Source organism: Streptomyces sp. NPDC001222 (assembly GCF_042896945.1).
Classification (GTDB): Bacteria; Actinomycetota; Actinomycetes; order Streptomycetales; family Streptomycetaceae; genus Streptomyces; species Streptomyces gibsoniae.
This window is the reverse complement of record NZ_JBIAXT010000001.1, coordinates 36377-54809: the sequence shown is the minus strand read 5'-3', so window position 1 is coordinate 54809 and position 18433 is coordinate 36377. Positions and strand designations below refer to the sequence as shown.

The 18433-nt window shown below is 73.0% G+C and carries 18 protein-coding genes, 1 pseudogene and 1 riboswitch; of the genes and pseudogenes, 15 read left to right on the top strand and 4 right to left on the bottom strand.

The genetic code is table 11. The annotated features are described in order from the left end of the window. Positions 1–128 precede the first annotated feature (128 nt). On the top strand, positions 129–773 hold the full coding sequence (locus ACFY2Z_RS00270; RefSeq protein ID WP_390741936.1) for a TetR family transcriptional regulator: 645 nt from the start codon (positions 129–131) through the stop codon (positions 771–773). A 218-nt stretch (positions 774–991) separates the two neighbouring features. Here ACFY2Z_RS00270 and ACFY2Z_RS00265 read toward each other — a convergent pair whose 3' ends face one another. Beyond that, the gene (locus ACFY2Z_RS00265; RefSeq protein WP_390741935.1) at positions 992–1225 is read right to left on the bottom strand and encodes a ferredoxin; all 234 of its coding nucleotides are present in this window, start codon (positions 1223–1225) and stop codon (positions 992–994) included. Positions 1226–1228: 3 nt separating this feature from the next. Beyond that, complete coding sequence (locus ACFY2Z_RS00260; RefSeq protein ID WP_390741934.1) at positions 1229–2689, bottom strand: aldehyde dehydrogenase; 1461 nt, start codon at positions 2687–2689, stop codon at positions 1229–1231. A gap of 167 nt (positions 2690–2856) precedes the next feature. Between ACFY2Z_RS00260 and ACFY2Z_RS00255 the strand changes: the two genes are divergently transcribed. The 11 genes from ACFY2Z_RS00255 (at position 2857) to ACFY2Z_RS00205 (ending at position 13411) form a co-directional block, all read left to right on the top strand. Continuing rightward, a complete protein-coding gene (locus tag ACFY2Z_RS00255) occupies positions 2857–3879 on the top strand; it encodes an MBL fold metallo-hydrolase (protein WP_390741933.1) in 1023 nt (340 codons plus the stop codon). Positions 3880–3928: 49 nt separating this feature from the next. Next, the gene (locus tag ACFY2Z_RS00250) at positions 3929–4078 is read left to right on the top strand and encodes a hypothetical protein (RefSeq protein ID WP_390741932.1); all 150 of its coding nucleotides are present in this window, start codon (positions 3929–3931) and stop codon (positions 4076–4078) included. Positions 4079–4148: 70 nt separating this feature from the next. Further along, complete coding sequence (locus tag ACFY2Z_RS00245) at positions 4149–5099, top strand: alpha/beta fold hydrolase (protein WP_390741931.1); 951 nt, start codon at positions 4149–4151, stop codon at positions 5097–5099. A gap of 19 nt (positions 5100–5118) precedes the next feature. Beyond that, positions 5119–5910 (top strand): SDR family NAD(P)-dependent oxidoreductase, encoded by a 792-nt coding sequence (locus ACFY2Z_RS00240; RefSeq protein WP_390741930.1) that lies wholly within the window; start codon positions 5119–5121, stop codon positions 5908–5910. 124 nt (positions 5911–6034) lie between these two features. Beyond that, positions 6035–6164: riboswitch (cobalamin riboswitch) on the top strand. A gap of 118 nt (positions 6165–6282) precedes the next feature. Beyond that, positions 6283–7515, top strand: coding sequence for a prenyltransferase/squalene oxidase repeat-containing protein (locus ACFY2Z_RS00235; protein ID WP_390741929.1), 1233 nt, complete (start codon positions 6283–6285; stop codon positions 7513–7515). Then, on the top strand, positions 7512–8198 hold the full coding sequence (locus ACFY2Z_RS00230) for an SCO2322 family protein (RefSeq protein ID WP_390741928.1): 687 nt from the start codon (positions 7512–7514) through the stop codon (positions 8196–8198). Before ACFY2Z_RS00235 ends, ACFY2Z_RS00230 begins: the two co-directional genes overlap by 4 nt. Then, positions 8171–9289, top strand: a complete 1119-nt coding sequence (locus tag ACFY2Z_RS00225; protein ID WP_390741927.1) for an energy-coupling factor transporter transmembrane component T — start codon at positions 8171–8173, stop codon at positions 9287–9289. The genes ACFY2Z_RS00230 and ACFY2Z_RS00225 overlap by 28 nt, the downstream gene beginning before the upstream one ends. Continuing rightward, the gene (locus ACFY2Z_RS00220) at positions 9286–10989 is read left to right on the top strand and encodes an ABC transporter ATP-binding protein (RefSeq protein WP_390741926.1); all 1704 of its coding nucleotides are present in this window, start codon (positions 9286–9288) and stop codon (positions 10987–10989) included. Before ACFY2Z_RS00225 ends, ACFY2Z_RS00220 begins: the two co-directional genes overlap by 4 nt. Next, positions 10986–11864 carry an ECF transporter S component gene (locus ACFY2Z_RS00215; RefSeq protein WP_390741925.1) on the top strand — a complete coding sequence of 293 codons (879 nt, stop codon included), beginning with the start codon at positions 10986–10988 and terminating at the stop codon, positions 11862–11864. Before ACFY2Z_RS00220 ends, ACFY2Z_RS00215 begins: the two co-directional genes overlap by 4 nt. Before the next feature lie 144 nt (positions 11865–12008). Further along, positions 12009–12566, top strand: coding sequence for a DoxX family protein (locus ACFY2Z_RS00210; RefSeq protein WP_390741924.1), 558 nt, complete (start codon positions 12009–12011; stop codon positions 12564–12566). Positions 12567–12994: 428 nt separating this feature from the next. Continuing rightward, entirely contained in the window at positions 12995–13411 is a 417-nt protein-coding gene (locus ACFY2Z_RS00205) for a transglycosylase SLT domain-containing protein (protein ID WP_311690440.1), read from the top strand. Between the two features lie 74 nt (positions 13412–13485). Here the strand turns inward: ACFY2Z_RS00205 and ACFY2Z_RS00200 are convergent, their stop codons facing one another. After that, positions 13486–13653, bottom strand: a complete 168-nt coding sequence (locus ACFY2Z_RS00200; protein ID WP_390741923.1) for an ATP-binding protein — start codon at positions 13651–13653, stop codon at positions 13486–13488. Between ACFY2Z_RS00200 and ACFY2Z_RS00195 the strand changes: the two are divergent. Beyond that, positions 13653–13805: pseudogene (locus ACFY2Z_RS00195) on the top strand (winged helix-turn-helix transcriptional regulator); the annotation flags it as partial. The gene ACFY2Z_RS00200 and the pseudogene ACFY2Z_RS00195 overlap by 1 nt on opposite strands. 88 nt (positions 13806–13893) lie before the next feature. On the opposite strand, the gene ACFY2Z_RS00190 reads toward ACFY2Z_RS00195, so the two are convergent. After that, positions 13894–15063, bottom strand: a complete 1170-nt coding sequence (locus ACFY2Z_RS00190; RefSeq protein ID WP_390741922.1) for a steroid 3-ketoacyl-CoA thiolase — start codon at positions 15061–15063, stop codon at positions 13894–13896. A gap of 259 nt (positions 15064–15322) precedes the next feature. On the opposite strand from ACFY2Z_RS00190, the gene ACFY2Z_RS00185 reads away from it, so the two are divergent. Together ACFY2Z_RS00185 and ACFY2Z_RS00180 are read left to right on the top strand one after the other, a co-directional pair. Beyond that, the gene (locus tag ACFY2Z_RS00185; protein ID WP_390741921.1) at positions 15323–16558 is read left to right on the top strand and encodes a cytochrome P450; all 1236 of its coding nucleotides are present in this window, start codon (positions 15323–15325) and stop codon (positions 16556–16558) included. A 243-nt stretch (positions 16559–16801) separates the two neighbouring features. Next, positions 16802–18430 carry a hypothetical protein gene (locus ACFY2Z_RS00180; protein WP_390741920.1) on the top strand — a complete coding sequence of 543 codons (1629 nt, stop codon included), beginning with the start codon at positions 16802–16804 and terminating at the stop codon, positions 18428–18430. Positions 18431–18433 lie beyond the last annotated feature (3 nt).

The window sequence follows — 18433 nt, the reverse complement described above, 5'->3', positions numbered from 1 at the left end:
TCTGAATCTACCGGCAGGTAAGGGCAGTGTGAGCAGTGGATCAGGTGATTCGCGCCACGGGACGGACCCCTGCCATGCTGTCTGATCACTCACCCTCACCGACTGTCACGGAACACGGAACGGGACCCATGCCAGCGGAAGCCAAGGTGCCATCCAGTACCGCGCGACCGGCGGCGCAGCCGGCCTCACCTCCGCTCACCGAGCGGCAGGAGGCGCGCCGCCGCCGGATCCTGCACGCGAGCGCGCAGCTGGCCGGCCGGGGCGGTTTCGACGCGGTGCAGATGCGCGAGGTGGCCGAGTCCTCGCAGGTGGCGCTCGGCACGCTGTACCGCTACTTCCCGTCGAAGGTGCATCTGCTGGTCGCGACCATGCAGGACCAGCTGGAGCATCTGCACCGCACACTCAGGAAGAAGCCGCCCGCCGGGGAGACGGCGGCCGAGCGGGTCGCGGAGACCCTGATGCGCGCCTTCCGGGCGCTCCAGCGCGAGCCTCATCTCGCCGACGCCATGGTCCGCGCCCTGACCTTCGCGGACCGCAGTGTCTCGCCGGAGGTGGACCAGGTGTCCCGGCAGACGACGGCGATCATCCTGGACGCGATGGGGCTGGAGGATCCGGCCCCGGAGCAGCTGGCCGCGGTCCGCGTGATCGAGCACACCTGGCACTCGGCGCTGATCACCTGGCTCTCCGGCCGCGCCTCCATCGCCCAGGTCAGGATCGACATCGAGACGGTGTGCCGGCTGATCGACCTGACGGATCCGGCGGGCCGGGCATGAAAAAGACCTACGAGACAAGTTCCAACCATCTTCCGATCTCTCGATCTTCCGATGTTCACTCGACCGTCGATGTCGGCCCAAGCGGAAATCGAAACTTCACGCCGAAGTCGGCTACTCCGGTTGAGTGTCTTCACTCATCCCGTAGGCACTTATCAGTGTAGTCCCCGACTGTCGGGATGGAAGACCACAAATCAAGATTTTTTGAACATTTCGGGCATCTAGTCCTCCGGAGGGAACACGGGTTCCCCGCTCTCGGCCAGCGTGATCAGGATCGCCTCCACCGGGCAGTTCTCCGCCGCCTCCAGGACCGGCTCCCCCGCGTCGGCGTCCGGCGCCACGGGATGGGACTGCCGGGCCGAGTCGAGGCGGAAGGCGTCGGGTGCCCGGTGGACGCACTGCATGGAGCCGATGCAGAGGGTGCGGTCGACCTCGATGTGCCAGCGGTCGCCCATGCGCTACGCCTCCCCGTGGCCGGCGGGCAGATGGATCATCTTGTGCTCCAGGAACTCGCCGTAGCCCTCGGGCCCGAACTCCCGGCCCAGCCCGGAGTTCTTGTAGCCGCCGAAGGGGCCGAGCATGTCGAGGCTGAAGGTGTTCACCGAGTACGTGCCGGTCCGCACCTGCCGGGCGATCTCGATGCCGTGCTCGACGTCCGCGGTCCACACACTGCCGCTGAGTCCGTACTCGGAGTCGTTCGCGATCTTCACGGCCTCGCTCTCGTCGCCGTAGGGCAGCAGACAGATCACGGGTCCGAAGATCTCCTCGCGGGCGATGCGCATGGAGTTGTCGACGTCGCCGAAGAGGGTCGGCTCCACGTACCAGCCGCGGTCGAGGCCGGGCGGGCGCCCGCCGCCGGTGAGGACCTTGGCGCCCTCCTCCTGGCCGATCCGGATGTAGTCGAGGCTGCGCTGCTGCTGGCGCCTGGCCACGAGCGGCCCGACCTGGGTGGCCGCGTCCAGCGGGTCGCCGACCACGAGCGCGCCCGCCGCGGCGGCGAAGGCGTCGGCGAACTCGTCGTAGCGCGAGCGCGGCAGCAGGATGCGGGTCTGGGCCACACACGCCTGGCCGTTGTTCATCCAGGCGGCCGGGACGATCCCCGCCACGGCGCGGTCGACGTCCGCGTCGGGCAGCACCACCGCCGCCGACTTGCCGCCGAGCTCCAGGGTCACCCGCGTCAGGTTCCGCGCGGCGACCTCCATCACGCGCCTGCCCGCCGCCACCGAGCCGGTGAAGGACACCTTGTCGACGCCGGGGTGCCCGACGAGGTGCTCGCTCACCTCGCGGTCCGCGGGCAGGATCGACAGCACGCCCTCCGGCAGCCCGGCCTCCCGGGCGATCTCGCCGAGGAGATAGGCGTCGAGCGGGGACTCGGGCGACGGCTTGAGCAGCGCGGTGCAGCCGGCGAGCAGCGCGGGCGCGAGCTTGGCGGCGGCGACGAACTGCGGGACGTTCCACGGCACCACGGCCGCCACGACCCCGACCGGCTCGCGCCGCACGAGAATCCTCCCGAGGACGCCGTCGCGCCGCTCCTCGTAGGAGAAGGACCGCGCGACCGTGATCGCCGAATCCCACACCATCATCGCGCCGAGCGCCTGCGCGAGGACGCTCCAGGAGTACGGGGAGCCGTTCTCGGCGGAGATCACCCGGGCGATCTCCTCGTGGCGCGCGGCGATCCCGTCCTTGATCCTCGTCACGACCTCGATCCGCTCGTCGAGCGTCGCCCTCGGCCAGGGCCCCTCGTCGAAGGCGCGGCGCGCGACGGCGACGGCCCGGTCGACGTCCTCGCGCGAGGCGTGCGGCACGCGGCCGATGACCTCCTCGGTGTGCGGGGAGACCACCTCGATGACGTCCTTGCCCAGGGGGTCGGTCAACTCCCCGCCGATGAACAGCTGTCCGTGTTCCACGAGCTCGGTCATGGCCGACTGCCTCCCCGGGACACTTGCTGACGAACCATCAGATCTTGTCGACACCAGAACTGTTACCAGTTCCGACCGACGGAGTCCACGCACGGGTGAGAGACAGCGGGCTACTGTCGAAACGTGTTCTAGTTATAGTGGGCCGGAGGGCGGCGATGGGGGAGCGCATGGCGCAGACGGCCGATCACGGCGGGGGCGTTCGGTCCCTCAGGGTTCCCATCCCGGACAATCCCCTCGGCCACACCCTGGTCTACGTCGTCGACACCGACCGCGGCCCGGTGCTGGTCGACACGGGCTGGGACGACCCGGACTCCTGGGACGCCCTCACCGAGGGACTTCAGGCGTGCGGCACCTCGGCCGCGGAGATCCACGGCGTGGTGATCACCCATCACCACCCCGACCACCACGGCCTATCGGGCCGGGTCCGTGCGGCCTCCGGCGCCTGGGTCGCGATGCACGCGGCGGACACCGCGGTCGTACGCCGCACCCGCGAGGCCCGGCCCGAGCACTGGTTCACCTATATGAGCGTCAAGCTCGCGGCGGCCGGCGCCCCCGAGGAGCACCTCGCGCCGCTGCGCAGGTCGCGCTCGCTGCCCGGCCTCTCCCCCGCCCTGCCCGACCGTGAGATCGTCCCCGGCGAGCTGCTGGACCTGCCCGGCCGCAGGCTGCGCGCGATCTGGACCCCGGGGCACACACCCGGCCATGTCTGCCTCCATCTGGAGGAGAAGCATCCCGCCGGGCTCCCGGGCCGCGGCCGGCTGTTCTCCGGCGACCATCTGCTGCCGGAGATCACCCCGCACATCGGCCTCTACGAGGACGTGGACGACACCACCGCGGTCGCCGATCCGCTCGGCGACTACCTCGACTCCCTGGAGCGTGTCGGCCGCCTCGCGCCCGCCGAGGTGCTCCCGGCCCACCAGCAGCCGTTCACCGACGCTCCCGCCCGCGTCCGGGAGCTGCTGGCCCACCACGAGGAGCGGCTGACCGGCCTGCTCGCCCTGCTCGGCACCCCGCTGACCCCCTGGCAGCTCGCCGAACGCATGGAGTGGAACCGCCCCTGGGCACAGATCCCCTACGGCTCCCGCACCATCGCGGTCTCGGAGGCTGAGGCCCATCTGCGCCGCCTGGTGAAACTGGGCCGAGCGGAACCGGTCCCGGGCACGGACCCCGTGGCGTACACGGCCGTGTAAGACCCTCGCGCCTCGCGGACCGCCCCTGGTACCAAGGCATATGGACCCCATGAACCCCTTGGAGCGCCTCCTCAGTTCCGACGCGGAGGTCACCCACGTCTTCGGCATCGGCATGTTGATCAATGTGCTCGTCGCGATCGGCATCCCGCTCCAGGACCACTGCTGGGCGAGCATCACCCTCGACGCACCACTCGACTGACCGCCCGCGTTCTCCGGCCGCGTCGACCGGAGCCCCACGAGCCGGGCAGCATCCCGAAAGAAGACGCGCCTTGACCGAGATCACCCGCCGCTTCGTGGAGGCCGACGGCCTGCGCGTGCACCTCGCCGAAGCCGGCGACGGCCCTCTGGTACTCCTGCTGCACGGCTTCCCCGAGACGTCCTACAACTGGCGCCACCAGATGGCCCCACTGGCCGCGGCCGGCTACCACGTGGTGGCACCGGACCAGCGCGGCTACGGCCGCACCTCGCGCCCGGAGCGGATCGAGGACTACACGATCCTGCACCTCGTCGGCGACGTCGTGGCGCTCATCGAGGCCCTCGGCGAGCGGCAGGCCGTCGTGGTCGGCCACGACTGGGGCGGTCCCGTCGCCTGGCACACCGCGATGTTCCGGCCCGACCTCGTGCGCGGCGTGGTCTCGCTCAGCTCCCCGATCGGGCCCCGCTCGTCCCGGCCGCCGCTGGGGCTGCTGCGGGCCAGGCTCGGCGAGGGCTTCTACATGAACTACTTCCAGCAGCCCGGGGTCGCCGACCCGGTGCTGGAGCGGGACCTGCCGACGACCTTCCGCCGGATCATGTACGGGCTCTCCGGTGAGGCCCCCGCCCTGATCCCGGTGGTGCGGGAGGGCACCGAGCCCATGGACATGTTCCCCGAGCCGGACCGGCTCCCCGGCTGGCTGAGCGAGGACGACATCGCCGCCTACGCCGCCGGGTTCGCCGAGAGCGGCTTCACCGGCCCGCTCAACTGGTACCGCAACCTGGACCGCAACTGGGCGCTGACCGCCGCGTTCGACGGCGCCCGGATCACCCCTCCGGCGCTGTTCATCGGTGGCGACAAGGACCTCAACGTCGCCGTCGCCGGGCCGGACATGGCGGCGCGGATGCGCGCCGTGGTGCCGGACCTGCGGGACGTGGTGCTGCTGCGCGACACCGGCCACTGGGTCGCCGAAGAACGCCCCGCCGAGGTCAACGCCCACCTCATCGACTTCCTCAAGTCCCTCTGACCAGGACAGGAGAATCTCAATGCACCTTCGAGACGCACGGGTTCTGCTCACCGGAGCGACCGGTGGAATCGGCCACGCCATCGCCGAGGCGCTCGCGGCACGCGGGGCGCAGCTGGTGCTGACCGGCCGCCGCGCCGACGTACTGGAGGACCTGGCCGGACGGCTCGGCGGTCGCGCTCTGGCCGCCGACCTCTCCGACCCGGACGGCGCGCGGGACCTGCTGGGCCGTGCCGGCCGGGTGGACATCGTGGTCGCCAACGCCGCGCTCCCCGCGAGCGGAGCCGTGCCCGAGCTGTCCGTCGAGGACATCGACCGGATGCTGGACGTCAATCTGCGGGCGCCGGTGGTCATGGCGAGGCTCGCCGCGGAGGCGATGATCAGCCGCCGCAGCGGGCACCTGGTCTTCATCTCCTCGCTGATGGGCAAGACCGCCTCCGGCGGGGCCGCGCTGTACAGCGCGAGCAAGTTCGGGATGCGCGGCTTCGCGCTGGCACTGCGCGAGGACCTCCAGCCGTACGGGGTGGGGGTGACGACGGTCTTCCCCGGGTTCATCCGCGACGCGGGCATGTTCGCCAGGACGGGCGTCAGCCTGCCGCGCGGGGTCGGCACCCGGACTCCGCGGGACGTCGCGCGCGCCGTGCTCCGGGCGGTGGACCGCAACCCGGCCGAGATCGACGTCGCACCGCTGGGGCTGCGGCTCGGCGCGATGGTCGGCGGGGTCGCCCCGACGCTCAGCGCGATGGTGCAGCGCCGAGCCGGGGGCGACCGGATCACCGCGGAGATGGCCGAGACCCAGCGGTCCGCGCGGTAACCGCCGCCGCACCCCCCGGTCCCGGGGCCGGGACGGCACCCGGTCCCGGCGGGGCCTGCCGGGACCGGGTGCCGTCCCGGCCAGGGGCCCTCTCACAGGGGCCTCTCAAGGGCGCTTCTACCGGCGGGTACAGTAGCCGGGTCGTTCTCACACCCTTACGGGGGAAAGCCGGTGCAAATCCGGCGCTGACCCCGCAACCGTGAGCCGCCCGCGCGGCGGCGAGCCGGAGCACCGCGTACGGGACGTGACCGGCTCACGCGCACCGGCAGCCCGCCGGTGTACGGCACCGTCGAGGTCTACGGAGCCGAGCCGCCCGGGGGATGCCCCGTGCCGCCCTGCTCCCGGACACCAAGGGAGAGGCACCCGCCGATCATGATCGTTCGCCGCAGCGCCGCGGTACTCGCCGCCATCGCCGCCGTCGCCGGGGCCCCCGCCACGGCCTTCGCCGCCTCCCCCGCCTCGTCCGCCTCGCCCTCGCTGCCGTCCGGCCTCTACGGCACCGGGGACCCCACGTACGACGGCGTCTGGCGGCAGTCGCTGGCCCTGCTCGCCCAGCACACGGCCGGTGTGCGGCCCGCCACCGCCGCCGTGGACTGGCTGACGGGCCAGCAGTGCGCGAGCGGTGCCTTCGCCCCCTACCGCGCGCAGCCGAGCGCGAAGTGCGACGCCAAGACGCCCGTCGACACGAACAACACCGCGGCGGCCGTCCAGGCCCTGGCCGCGCTCGGCGGTCATGGAGCCGAGAGCGGCAAGGCGGTCGCCTGGCTGAAGTCCGTGCAGAACAAGGACGGCGGCTGGGGCTACACCGCGGGCGGCGCGAGCGACGCGAACTCGACGTCCGTCGTGATCGGTGCGCTCACGGCGGCCGGCGAGCAGCCGCAGGACGTCCGCAAGGACGGCAAGTCCCCCTACGACGCGCTGCTGAAGCTCGCGCTGCCCTGCGACGGCGACGGGGCGGGCGCCTTCGCCTACCAGCCCGACAAGAAGGGCGCGCTCACCGCCAACGCGGACGCCACGGCGGCGGCCGTGACCGGCGCGCTCGGCAAGGGGCTCGCCGGGGAGAAGGCTCCGGCTCAGAGCGCGGCCCCGGCGTGCGGGAAGGCCACCGACGTGCGCCAGGCCGCGCACAACGGCGCCGCGTACCTGCTCAAGGCCCTGGCCAAGGACCAGCACCTCACCTCGGCCCTGCCCGGCGCCAAGGACCAGCCCGACTACGGCAACACGGCGGACGCGGTGGTGGCCCTCGCCACCGCCGGCCAGGGCGAGCGGGCGTCCGGCGCCCTGAAGTGGCTTCAGGGCCACTCCGGGCCGTGGGCGCGGCAGAGCGGCCCGGCCGCGTACGCGCAGCTGATCCTCGCCGCGCACGCGACCGGCACCGACCCGCGCCACTTCGGCGGAACCGACCTGGTCAGCGCGCTCAACGCGACAGGCCCGGCGCCGCAGGCGGCCGGCCCGACCCCGAAGACCGACCAGACCGAGAAGCCCGCCGAGAAGGACGACTCGGGCTCCGCCTTCGGCGTGTGGTGGATCGTCGGCGTCTTCCTCGTCGCCGGTATCGGCATCGGCTTCCTGCTCAGCGGCCGCGGCAAGCGGCAGCAGCCGTGACCCGCCTCCCGGCGGGCGCCCGGCTCCTGACCGCGCCCCTCCTCGTCCTCCTGGCGGCATGCGTGCTGCTGGGAGGCGCGGGCCGGGCCCAGGCCGTCGGCTACCGCTACTGGTCCTTCTGGGAACGCGGTGGCAACGCCTGGACGTACGCCACCCAGGGCCCGTCGACCAGCCGTCCCGCCGACGGGGACGTCCAGGGCTTCCGGTTCGCGGTGAGCGAGGACTCCTCGGACGCGACCGAGCCGCGCGGCAGCGCGGACTTCGCGACGATCTGCGCGGGCACACCCGCCCGGGGCGGTCAGAAGCGCGTGGCCCTGATCCTCGACTTCGGCACGGCGGCGGACGCCCCCTCCGGGGAACGGCCGCCGGCCGGGCGCACGGCGTGCGCCCGGGTGCCCGGCGACGCGACGACGGCGGACGCGCTCGCCGCGGTCGCGGGCCCGCTGCGCTACGACACCAACGCCCTGCTGTGCGCGATAGCGGGTTACCCGGCCAAGGGCTGCGGCGAGCAGGTGACGTCCGGGCAGGACCGCGCCCCGGCGAAGGGCACGGACCACAAGGGACAGGCGTCGGCGAAGAGCAGGGCACACCACGGCCCGTCGGTGGGCCTCCTCGCGGGCGCCGCCGCCGTGGCCGTGCTGGGCGCGGCGGCGGTGTGGCAGGCGCGCCGCCGCAGGGGCTGACGGTGGCGCCCCGTCCCGGCCGTGGCCGGCCGGCCGTGCACCCGGGCGCCTGGTGGCTGTGGGCCCTCGGGCTCGCCACCGCCGCCACCCGCACCACCAACCCGCTGCTGCTGGCCCTCCTGATCGCGGTGTCCGCCTATGTCGTGGCGGCCCGGCGGACCACCGCCCCCTGGTCCCGCTCCTACGCGGCCTTCGCCAGGCTCGGTCTCGCCGTCCTCGCCATCCGGCTGCTGTTCACCGTGGTCCTCGGCTCCCCCATCCCCGGCACCCACACCCTGTTCACCCTCCCCGAGGTCCCGCTCCCGCACTGGGCGCAGGGCATCCGACTCGGCGGCCGGGTCACCGCCGAGAGCCTCGTCTTCGCCCTGTACGACGGTCTGCGGCTGGCCACCCTGCTGATCTGCGTGGGCGCGGCGAACGCCCTCGCGAACCCCGCCCGAATGCTGAAGGCCCTCCCGGGCGCGCTGTACGAGGCGGGCGTGGCGGTCGTCGTCGCGCTCACCTTCGCCCCGCATCTCGTCGCGGACGTACGGCGGCTGCGTGCCGCGCGCCGGCTGCGCGGCCGGCCCGACCGGGGGCTGCGCGGTCTGGCCCAGGTCGGACTTCCGGTCCTGGAGGGCGCGTTGGAACGCTCGGTGGCGCTCGCCGCCGCGATGGACGCACGCGGCTTCGGCCGCACCGCGGCCGTCCCGCCCGCCGTCCGCCGTACCACCACCGCCCTCACCCTCGGCGGCCTGCTCGGCGTCTGCGCGGGCACGTACGGACTGCTGACGGCGGAGGGGACCGCCTACGGCCTGCCCGTCCTCCTCGCCGGTCTCGTGGCCGCCCTCTCCGGGTTGCGGCTGGGTGGCCGCCGCTCCGCGCGCACCCGCTACCGCCCCGACAGCTGGGACGCGCGGGCGTGGCTGGTGGCCGGCTCGGGGGTCGCCGCGGCGGCGCTCCCGGCCCTCTGGTCCGCCTACGATCCCGCCGCCCTGCACCCGGGTGTCGTCCCCCTGGCCGCCCCCGCGCTGCCGCTGCTCCCCGCCACGGCGGTGCTGCTCGGCCTGCTGCCCGCGTTCGTCGCCCCCGTCCCCGAGGAGTCCGCGTGATCCGCTTCGAGAAGGTCTCCGTGACATACGAGGGGACGGCCGAACCCGTGGTGCGGGACATCGACTTCGAGGTCCCGGAGGGTGAACTGACGCTGCTGGTCGGCCCGTCGGGGGTCGGCAAGTCGACGGTGCTCGGAGCGGTCAGCGGACTGGTCCCGCACTTCACCGGCGGCACCCTGCGCGGCCGGGTCACGGTGGCCGGCCGCGACACCCGCACCCACAAGCCGCGCGAACTCGCCGACGTGGTCGGCACGGTGGGGCAGGACCCGCTGTCCCACTTCGTGACGGACACCGTCGAGGACGAACTCGCCTACGGGATGGAGTCGTTGGGGCTCGCCCCGGACGTGATGCGGCGACGGGTCGAGGAGACGCTCGACCTGCTCGGCCTGGCGGGCCTGCGGGACCGGCCGATCGCCACCCTCTCCGGCGGCCAGCAGCAGCGCGTGGCGATCGGCTCGGTGCTCACCCCGCACCCTCGGGTCCTCGTCCTCGACGAGCCGACGTCCGCACTGGACCCGGCGGCGGCCGAGGAGGTCCTCGCCGTGCTGCAACGGCTCGTCCACGACCTCGGCACCACGGTCCTGCTGGCCGAACACCGTCTGGAACGGGTCGTGCACTACGCCGACCGGGTCGTGCTCCTCCCGGCCCCCGGCGCCCGCCCGGTCCTCGGCACCCCGGCGGAGGTGATGGCGGTCTCCCCGGTGTACCCGCCGGTGGTGGACCTCGGCCGGCTGGCGGGCTGGTCCCCGCTGCCGCTGACCGTCCGCGACGCCCGCCGCCGCGCGGCCGGCCTGCGCGAACGGCTGACGGAGACGGCGCCCGCACCGCGCGGGACCGGCAGCCCGCACCCGATCGCGCACCCCGCGGCCGTCCCCGCCCCGCGCCGCTTCCTGCGCCGACGCACCCCGGCACCCGTCGAGGAGACGGTCACTCCTGCGACGCCCCTCCCCATCGCGGTCGTCCAGGGGCTCGGCGTCCGCCGTGGCCGCGTCGAGGCCCTGCGCCATGTCGACCTCACCGTCGGCCCGGGCGAGACCGTCGCCCTCATGGGCCGCAACGGCGCCGGGAAGTCCACCCTGCTCTCCGCGCTCGTCGGGCTCGTCGAACCGGCTCGCGGCCAGGTGCGCGTCGGTGGCGCGGTGCCGCACCGCACCACCCCGCGCGACCTCGTGCGCCGCGTGGGCCTCGTACCGCAGGAGCCACGGGATCTGTTGTACGCGGACACGGTGGCCGCCGAGTGCGCGGCGGCCGACCGGGACGCGGACGCCGCTCCGGGCAGCTGCCGGGCTCTGGTGTCCGAACTGCTGCCGGGCGTCGCGGACGGCACCCACCCGAGGGATCTCTCGGAGGGGCAGCGGCTGGCGCTCGCGCTCGCCGTCGTGCTCACCGCGCGCCCCCCGCTGCTGCTCCTGGACGAGCCGACGCGCGGTCTCGACTACGCGGCGAAGGCCCGTCTGGTGACCGTGCTGCGCGGGCTCGTCACCGAGGGCCATGCCCTCGTCCTGGCCACGCACGACGTGGAACTCGCCGCCGAACTCGCGCACCGCGTGGTGATCCTCGCGGACGGCGAGGTCGTCGCCGACGGCCCGGCCGCCGAGGTGGTCGTCGCCTCCCCGTCCTACGCGCCCCAGGTGGCCAAGGTCCTCGCCCCGCAGCCGTGGCTCACGGTCGCCCAGGTCCGCGAGGCGCTGGCGTCATGACCCACCGATCCCCGGGTACGGCCACCGACTCCGGCGCACGGACCGCCGCCCCTGCCGCCCGGGCCACCCCGCAGGCCCGCCCCGTCCGCCTGGGTCCCCGTTCCGTCGCCGCTCTCCTCCTGGTGAGCGCGGTCGGTGCCGTCGGCTTCGCCTGGCCCCTGTTCGCCGATCCCGCCTCGGGCCTGGGCGCGCACGCCCAGGACGCTCCCTGGCTCTTCGCCGGGCTGCTCGTGCTGCTCGTCGGCGTCGTGGCGGCGGCGGTCTCCGAGTCGGGGCTCGGCCCGAAGGCCGTCGCCATGCTCGGTGTGCTCGCCGCGACCGGCGCCGCGCTGCGGCCGATCGGCGCCGGTACCGCGGGCCTGGAGCCGATGTTCTTCCTGATGGTGCTGAGCGGGCGGGTGCTCGGGCCGGGCTTCGGTTTCGTGCTCGGCAACGTGACCATGTTCGCGTCCGCGCTGCTGACCGGCGGGGTCGGCCCCTGGCTGCCGTTCCAGATGCTGGCCATGGGCTGGTTCACGCTGGGTGCGGGGCTGCTGCCCGGCCCGGACGGCCTGCGGGGGCGGGGCGAGGTGGCGCTGCTCGCCGGGTACGGGTTCCTCGCCGCGTTCGCCTACGGCACGGTGATGAACCTGGCCGGCTGGCCCTTCATGGGGGCGCTCGCCTCGAACATCGCCTACGACCCGCACGCCGGCCTCACCACCGACCTCGCCCGCTTCCTCGCGTACTGCCTGGCCACCTCCATGGGCTGGGACCTGGGCCGGGCCGTCCTCACGGTCGTGCTGACCTGCGCCCTCGGCCCCGCCGTCCTCAAGGCCCTGCGCCGGGCGACCCGCCGCGCCGCCTTCGAGAGCCCGGTGGCCTTCGACCCTCGCTAGGGCCGTGCGGCATCGAGCTACCCCTCCGGACGCTCTCCGCCTGACGTACGCGCCGCGTTGCCGCCGGGGCCGAGATGCGTATCCCGGGTGACCGCGAAAGGCTGGAGTCAGCGCCCCTTACGGCGCCTCCACAGGAGTGGTCAGATGGCGTACTCGGACCGGCCGTCGACTCCCATGGAACCGGTGGAACCGGCGGCACGCGGCACGCGTCGGCCGTATTCAGGGGCCGGCGACTGGGGAATTCTGCTCCTCAGAGTGGTCTTCGGACTGCTGATGGCAGGGCACGGCGCCCAAAAGCTCTTCGGGATCTTCGGAGGCCGGGGCCTGACGGCCACCGGCGAGTATCTGTCCTCCCTCGGCTTCCATCCGGGCAGGGCCTTCGCCCTCGTCTGCGGTCTCTCCGAACTCCTCGGCGGCCTCGGCCTGGCCGTCGGACTGCTCACCCCACTCGCCTCCGCCGCCCTGATCGGCGTGATGATCAACGCCATGGCGACCCAGACCGCCCCCCACGGCCTGTGGGACACACAGGGCGGTATGGAGTACAACATCGGCATCGCCGCAGTCGCCCTCACCGTGGCCGCCCTCGGCCCCGGCCGACTGGCCTTCGACCGGCTCTTCCCCTGGGGCAGGGGAGGTTGGGGCCCGGCCGCGATCGCCCTCGGCCTCGGCGGCATCGGCGCCGCGATCACGCTGACCCTCTGAGGGGGCTCGCGACGCATACGCGTGCGGCGCCGGTCACATCCGGCCCCCTCGCGTGCGACCTGGCTCACACCGTCCGCTTCCTCCGTGTACAGCCGCTATGCGCTTTCCGTCACCCAAACCGTGACGAGCCCCACGTGACCACCGTCACCTACGACGCGGGGCCGTACTCCCAACCCGCCGCCATGCCCTCGTCAATCAGGGCGCTGACCTGCACATTGAGAGCCACGTCACACAAGGGGTCTTCCTCGCGGATGCGACCACCACTAGTAAAAGGGGGCATTGCGGACGCGGTTTCCGCCTGCTTCTCTGGATGACGTCGCAGGGCGCCACGAACCCACTCGGGTCGCGGCGCCAGTGCATACCCCCACCACCTCCGCGTGGTTCCGGCATGCCTGCCGCCCCCTGTCCCCGACGAATGAGGTCTGTCTGTGTCCGTCTCCTTCATCCGCCGCATCGCCTCCCCGAAGAAGGCCGTCGCCGCCACCGCCCTCGCCGCTGCCGCGGCCGGCCTGGCGATGACCTCGGCGCCCGCCCAGGCCGCCACCCCCACTTCGGCCACCAACGCTCAGGCGATCGCGCACCAGATGATCCCGGACGCCACGCAGTTCGCCGCGTTCAACAAGATCGTCTCTCACGAGAGCGGCTGGAACATCCACGCCACCAACGCCTCCTCCGGCGCCTACGGCCTGGTCCAGGCCCTGCCGGGCTCCAAGATGGCGTCCGCCGGTGCCGACTGGAAGACGAACCCGGCCACCCAGATCAAGTGGGGCCTGAACTACATGAACTCCCGCTACGGCAGCCCCGCCGCCGCGTGGAACTTCTGGTCCACCCACCACTGGTACTGACAGAGCCGAACGCAGTGACTGCGAAGGCGGCGGCCCCCACCGGGGCCGCCGCCTTCGGCGTGTTCGCCACCCGCTCAACAGCGGCACTCGAACCACACGGTCTTGCCGCCCGAGGGTTCCGGCTCCACGCCCCACTCGTCGGCCACCGCGTCCAGCAGGAGCAGCCCGCGACCGCCCTCCGAGTCCTCCGGCACCTCGGACCGGGCCGACAAGAGCCCGGAGAACCCGTCGGTCACCTCCACGAAAGGTGCACCCCACCGTGCCGCCGTGGGTCGAGTACACCCTCACCGAGCCGGGCCGAGCCCTGCGCGCAACGGTCGATGGAATGTGCTGCTGGACCCAGCAGTACCTCGGTCGCATCGAGGCCGCCCGCCGCCGCTTCGACGTGCGGTGAGCAGGATGTCCAGGTCGCTTGTCACAGACCGATCTTGGACACCCCGCTCACGTCTCCGCACGCACCCTCAGCATGCGCCATGACTCGTCTAGAGCCGTTGGATGATCGTGCCCGTGGCCAGGCCGCCGCCCGCGCACATCGTGATCAGGGCGAACTCCTTGTCCGTGCGCTCCAGTTCGTGGAGTGCCGTCGTGATGAGCCGGGCGCCCGTCGCTCCCACCGGATGGCCCAGGGCTATCGCGCCGCCGTTCACGTTCACCCTCTCCAGGTCCTGGTCGAAGACCTGCGCCCAGCTCAACACCACTGATGCGAACGCCTCGTTGATCTCCACCAGGTCGATGTCCCTCAGGGACATCCCGGCCTTGCCCAGGACCGCCTTCGTCGCGTCGATCGGGCCGTCGAGGTGGAAGTGCGGGTCCGCGCCCACCAGCGCCTGCGCCACGATCCGCGCCCGGGGCCGCAGTTTCAGGGCGCGAGCCATCCGCTTCGACGCCCACATCAGGGCCGCCGCGCCGTCCGAGATCTGCGAGGAGTTGCCCGCCGTGTGGACCGCCGTCGGCATGATCGGCTTGAGCCCGGCCAGCGCGTCGAGCGAGGTGTCGCGCAGGCCCTCGTCCCGGTCGACCAGCCGCCACATGCCCTGACCGGCGCGCTGCTCCTCCTCGGTCGTCGGCACCTGGACGGCGAACGCCTCCCGCTTGAACCGCTCCTCGGCCCAGGCGACCGCCGCGCGCTCCTGGGAGATCAGCCCGAGCGCGTCGACGTTCTCCCGGGTCAGCCCTCGATGCCGGGCGATCCGCTCGGCGGCCTCGAACTGGTTCGGCAGGTCCACGTTCCACTCGTCCGGGAACGGCTTGCCCGGGCCGTGCTTGGACCCGGAGCCGAGCGGCACCCGGGACATCGCCTCGACACCGCAGCTGATCCCGACGTCGATGACGCCCGCCGCCACCATGTTGGCCACCATGTGCGCGGCCTGCTGGGAGGAGCCGCACTGGCAGTCGACGGTCGTCGCCGCGGTCTCGTACGGCAGGCCCACGGTCAGCCACGCGGTGCGCGCGGGGTTCATCGACTGCTCGCCGGCGTGCGTCACCGTTCCGCCGACGATCTGCTCGACGCAGTCGGCGGGGATGCCGGTGCGGCCGAGGAGCTCGCGATAGGTCTCGCCCAGAAGATAGGCGGGATGCAGATTGGCGAGCGCGCCGCCGCGCCTGCCGATGGGGGTACGAACGGCTTCGACGATCACGGGTTCCGCGGCCATGGGGGGTTCGTCCTCTCCTCGGTCACCCGCGCGGCGCGGGCGTCCCGGCCCACCCGCCACGCAGAACTAGTACGCGTTCTAGTTCTGCTTGCAGTCTGCGGACCCGGCCTCCCGGGCCGCAAGAGTCGTGCAGTCTCCGATAGTCGTGATCTGCACGAGTTCCGCACGCAATCGGGCACGCAACACCCCTTGCGGCTTGTAGAACCCGTTACTACCTTCACGGCAATTCCTGATGGGCCGTCAGAAGGGTGGGAGGCCCATGCCCTGTCCCGCGCTGCCCGACGGGTTCGACTTCACCGACCCGGACGTGCTGCACCACCGTGTGCCCCTGCCGGAGTTCGCCGAGCTGCGCCGCGCGGAACCGGTCCACTGGATCGCCCAGCCGCGGGGGGTGGCCGGTTTCGCGGACGACGGCTACTGGGCCGTCACCCGGCACGCGGACGTCAAGTACGTCTCCACGCACCCGGAGATCTTCTCCTCGTACCTCAACACCGCGATCATCCGCTTCAACGAGCAGATCGAGCGCGACCGCATCGACGCTCAGCGGCTCATCCTGCTGAACATGGACCCGCCCGAGCACACCCGGGTGCGCCAGATCGTCCAGCGCGGCTTCACCCCGCGCGCCATCCGCGCGCTGGAGGAGCGGCTGCGCGCCCGGGCACGCGCCATCGTGGACAAGGCCCGCGCCCACGAGGGCCCCTTCGACTTCGTCACCCAGGTCGCCTGCGAGCTGCCGCTCCAGGCCATCGCCGAACTGATCGGCGTCCCGCAGGAGGACCGGGCGAAGATCTTCGACTGGTCCAACCGGATGATCGCGTACGACGACCCGGAGTACGCCGTCACCGAGGAGGTCGGCGCCCAGTCCGCCGCGCAGATCATCGCGTACGCGATGAACATGGCCGCAGAGCGCAAGCAGTGCCCGGCCAAGGACATCGTGAGCACACTGGTGGCGGCCGAGGACGAGGGCAACCTCGCCTCCGACGAGTTCGGCTTCTTCGTCCTGATGCTGGCCGTCGCGGGCAACGAGACAACCCGCAACGCCATCACGCACGGCATGCACGCCTTCCTCACCCACCCCGGCCAGTGGGAGCTGTTCAAGCGGGAGCGCCCGTCGACCACCGCCGAGGAGATCGTCCGCTGGGCGACCCCGGTCGTCGCCTTCCAGCGCACCGCCACCCAGGACACCGAACTGGGCGGCACCCCGATCCGGAAGGGCGACCGGGTCGGTCTCTTCTACTCCTCGGCCAACCACGACCCCGAGGTCTTCACCGACCCGGACGCCTTCGACATCACCCGGGACCCCAATCCGCACCTCGGCTTCGGCGGCGGAGGCCCGCACTACTGCCTCGGCAAGTCCCTGGCCGTCCTGGAGATCGACCTCATCTTCGGCGCGATCGCCGACACCATGCCGGGCATCCGGGTGGCCGGCGACCCGCGACGGCTGCGCTCCGCCTGGATCAACGGGGTGAAAGAACTCCGGGTGACCGCGGACTGACCGGCGCGGACCGACAGACGCGGGCCGCCGGCCTCCCGGCGCCGCCGGCCCGTCCCGTGGGAGGCAGGGGCAGTCCCCCACGCCCCGCCCCTGCCTCCCTCACCCCACCCCGGGCGCCTCACCGGTCCCCGTACGGGTGAACGTCTCTTCCCTTCCACGTCCTCGCAGGGGCACAGTCGCCCTGCCCTCGCGATCGCCCTCGCTGTCGCCCTCGCCGAAGACGTCGAACGGAAGCGTGCCCTCTTGATCCCTGCCGAACTCGCGCCGGTCCGGTCCGAGGACACCGCCACTCCCACGGGCCGTTCCCTCCGGGCGTTCGGGGCCCGGCATCGGATCCCGCTCCTCGCCACGCTCCCCGGTCTGCCGCTGTACGCGGTGTGGTGGCTGTTCCTCGCCACCGGAGGAGGTGACCTCGCGGCGCAGGAGGCATGGGCCCGGTTCGCGGCCGAGCACGACGGGTCGGCGTACGGCCTCTTCTGGTACGGCGGGATGCACACCGCCAACTACAGCCTGATCTCGCCGTATCTGATGGCGGCCCTCGGCGTGCGCACGGTCACCGTCGTCTCCGGGGTGGCCTCCTCCTGGCTGGCCGCGGTGCTGATCGTGCGCACCGGAGTGCGCAGGCCGCTCGGTCCGGCGCTGCTCGCCTCCCTGGCCCTGTGGTGCGATGTGGCCTCGGGCCGCACCACGTTCGCGCTGGGCGTCGCCTTCGGGCTGGCGGGCTGTGTGCTGCTGACCGGGCAGCGGCGGCTCCTCGCCGCGGTGGCGTGCACGGCGCTCGCGACCATGGCGAGCCCGGTGGCCGGTCTGTTCCTGGCGGTGCTGGGGGCCGGTTTCCTGTGCGTACGGGACTGGGGGCGGGGCCTGGTGCTGCTGGCGCCGCCCTGTGCGGTCGTCGCGACGACCACCCTGCTGTTCCCCTTCACCGGGGAACAGTTGATGCCCGCGGACCGCATCTGGCAGCCGGCCCTGTTCGGGCTGGCGGTGACGGTGCTGGCCCCACGGGGCTGGCGGGTCGCGCGCCGGAGCGGGGTCGTGTACGCGGCGGGGACCGTGCTCGCGTATCTGATCCCCTCACCGGTCGGGACGAACGTCGAGCGGCTCGCGGAACTGTTCGCGCCGGCCGCACTGCTCGCGATGCTGCTGGCCGAGCCCCGGCTGCGGGGGCTCCGGCGGGTTCTGCTGGCCGCCGCGCTGGTCTTCTCCGTCACCTGGGTGGGCCGCAAGACCGCGGGCGACCTGAGGGTCTCCACCACCGTGCCGGCCTGGGCGGCGGACACCGGCGGAGTGGTACGGGCCCTGGAGGAGCTCGGCGCGAACCGGACCCGCGTGGAGGCCGTCCCGGCGCGCAACCATCGCGAGGCCACCGTCCTCGCCCCGCACCTGGACCTCGCGCGCGGCTGGAACCGGCAGCTCGACATGGAGCGCGCCCGCCTCTTCTACGACGGCACGTTCTCGGCGGCCTCCTACCGCCGCTGGCTGGACCGCTGGGCGGTCGGGTTCGTCGTCCTGCCGCGGGCCGAGCCGGACGGGTACGCCGAGGACGAGGCGCGGCTCGTGCGCGAGCACCGCCCGGCCTGGCTGGAGCCGGTATGGCGGGACGCCCACTGGCGGGTGTACCGGGTGCGCGACGCGATGCCGCTGGTGACGGCACCGGCGACGGTCCTGCGGACGACGGCCGCGGAGGTGGACCTACGGGTGCCGCGGCCCCGCCCGGTCACCGTGCGGGTCGCCTACTCGCCGTGGCTGCACGCCGACGGCGGCGGCTGCCTCGGCCGGGACGGCGAGTTCACGCGGCTGACGGTCACCGCGCCGGGGGTCTACCGGATCAGCTCGGAGTACGGATCAGAACCGGAGGGGGGACACTGCTGACCT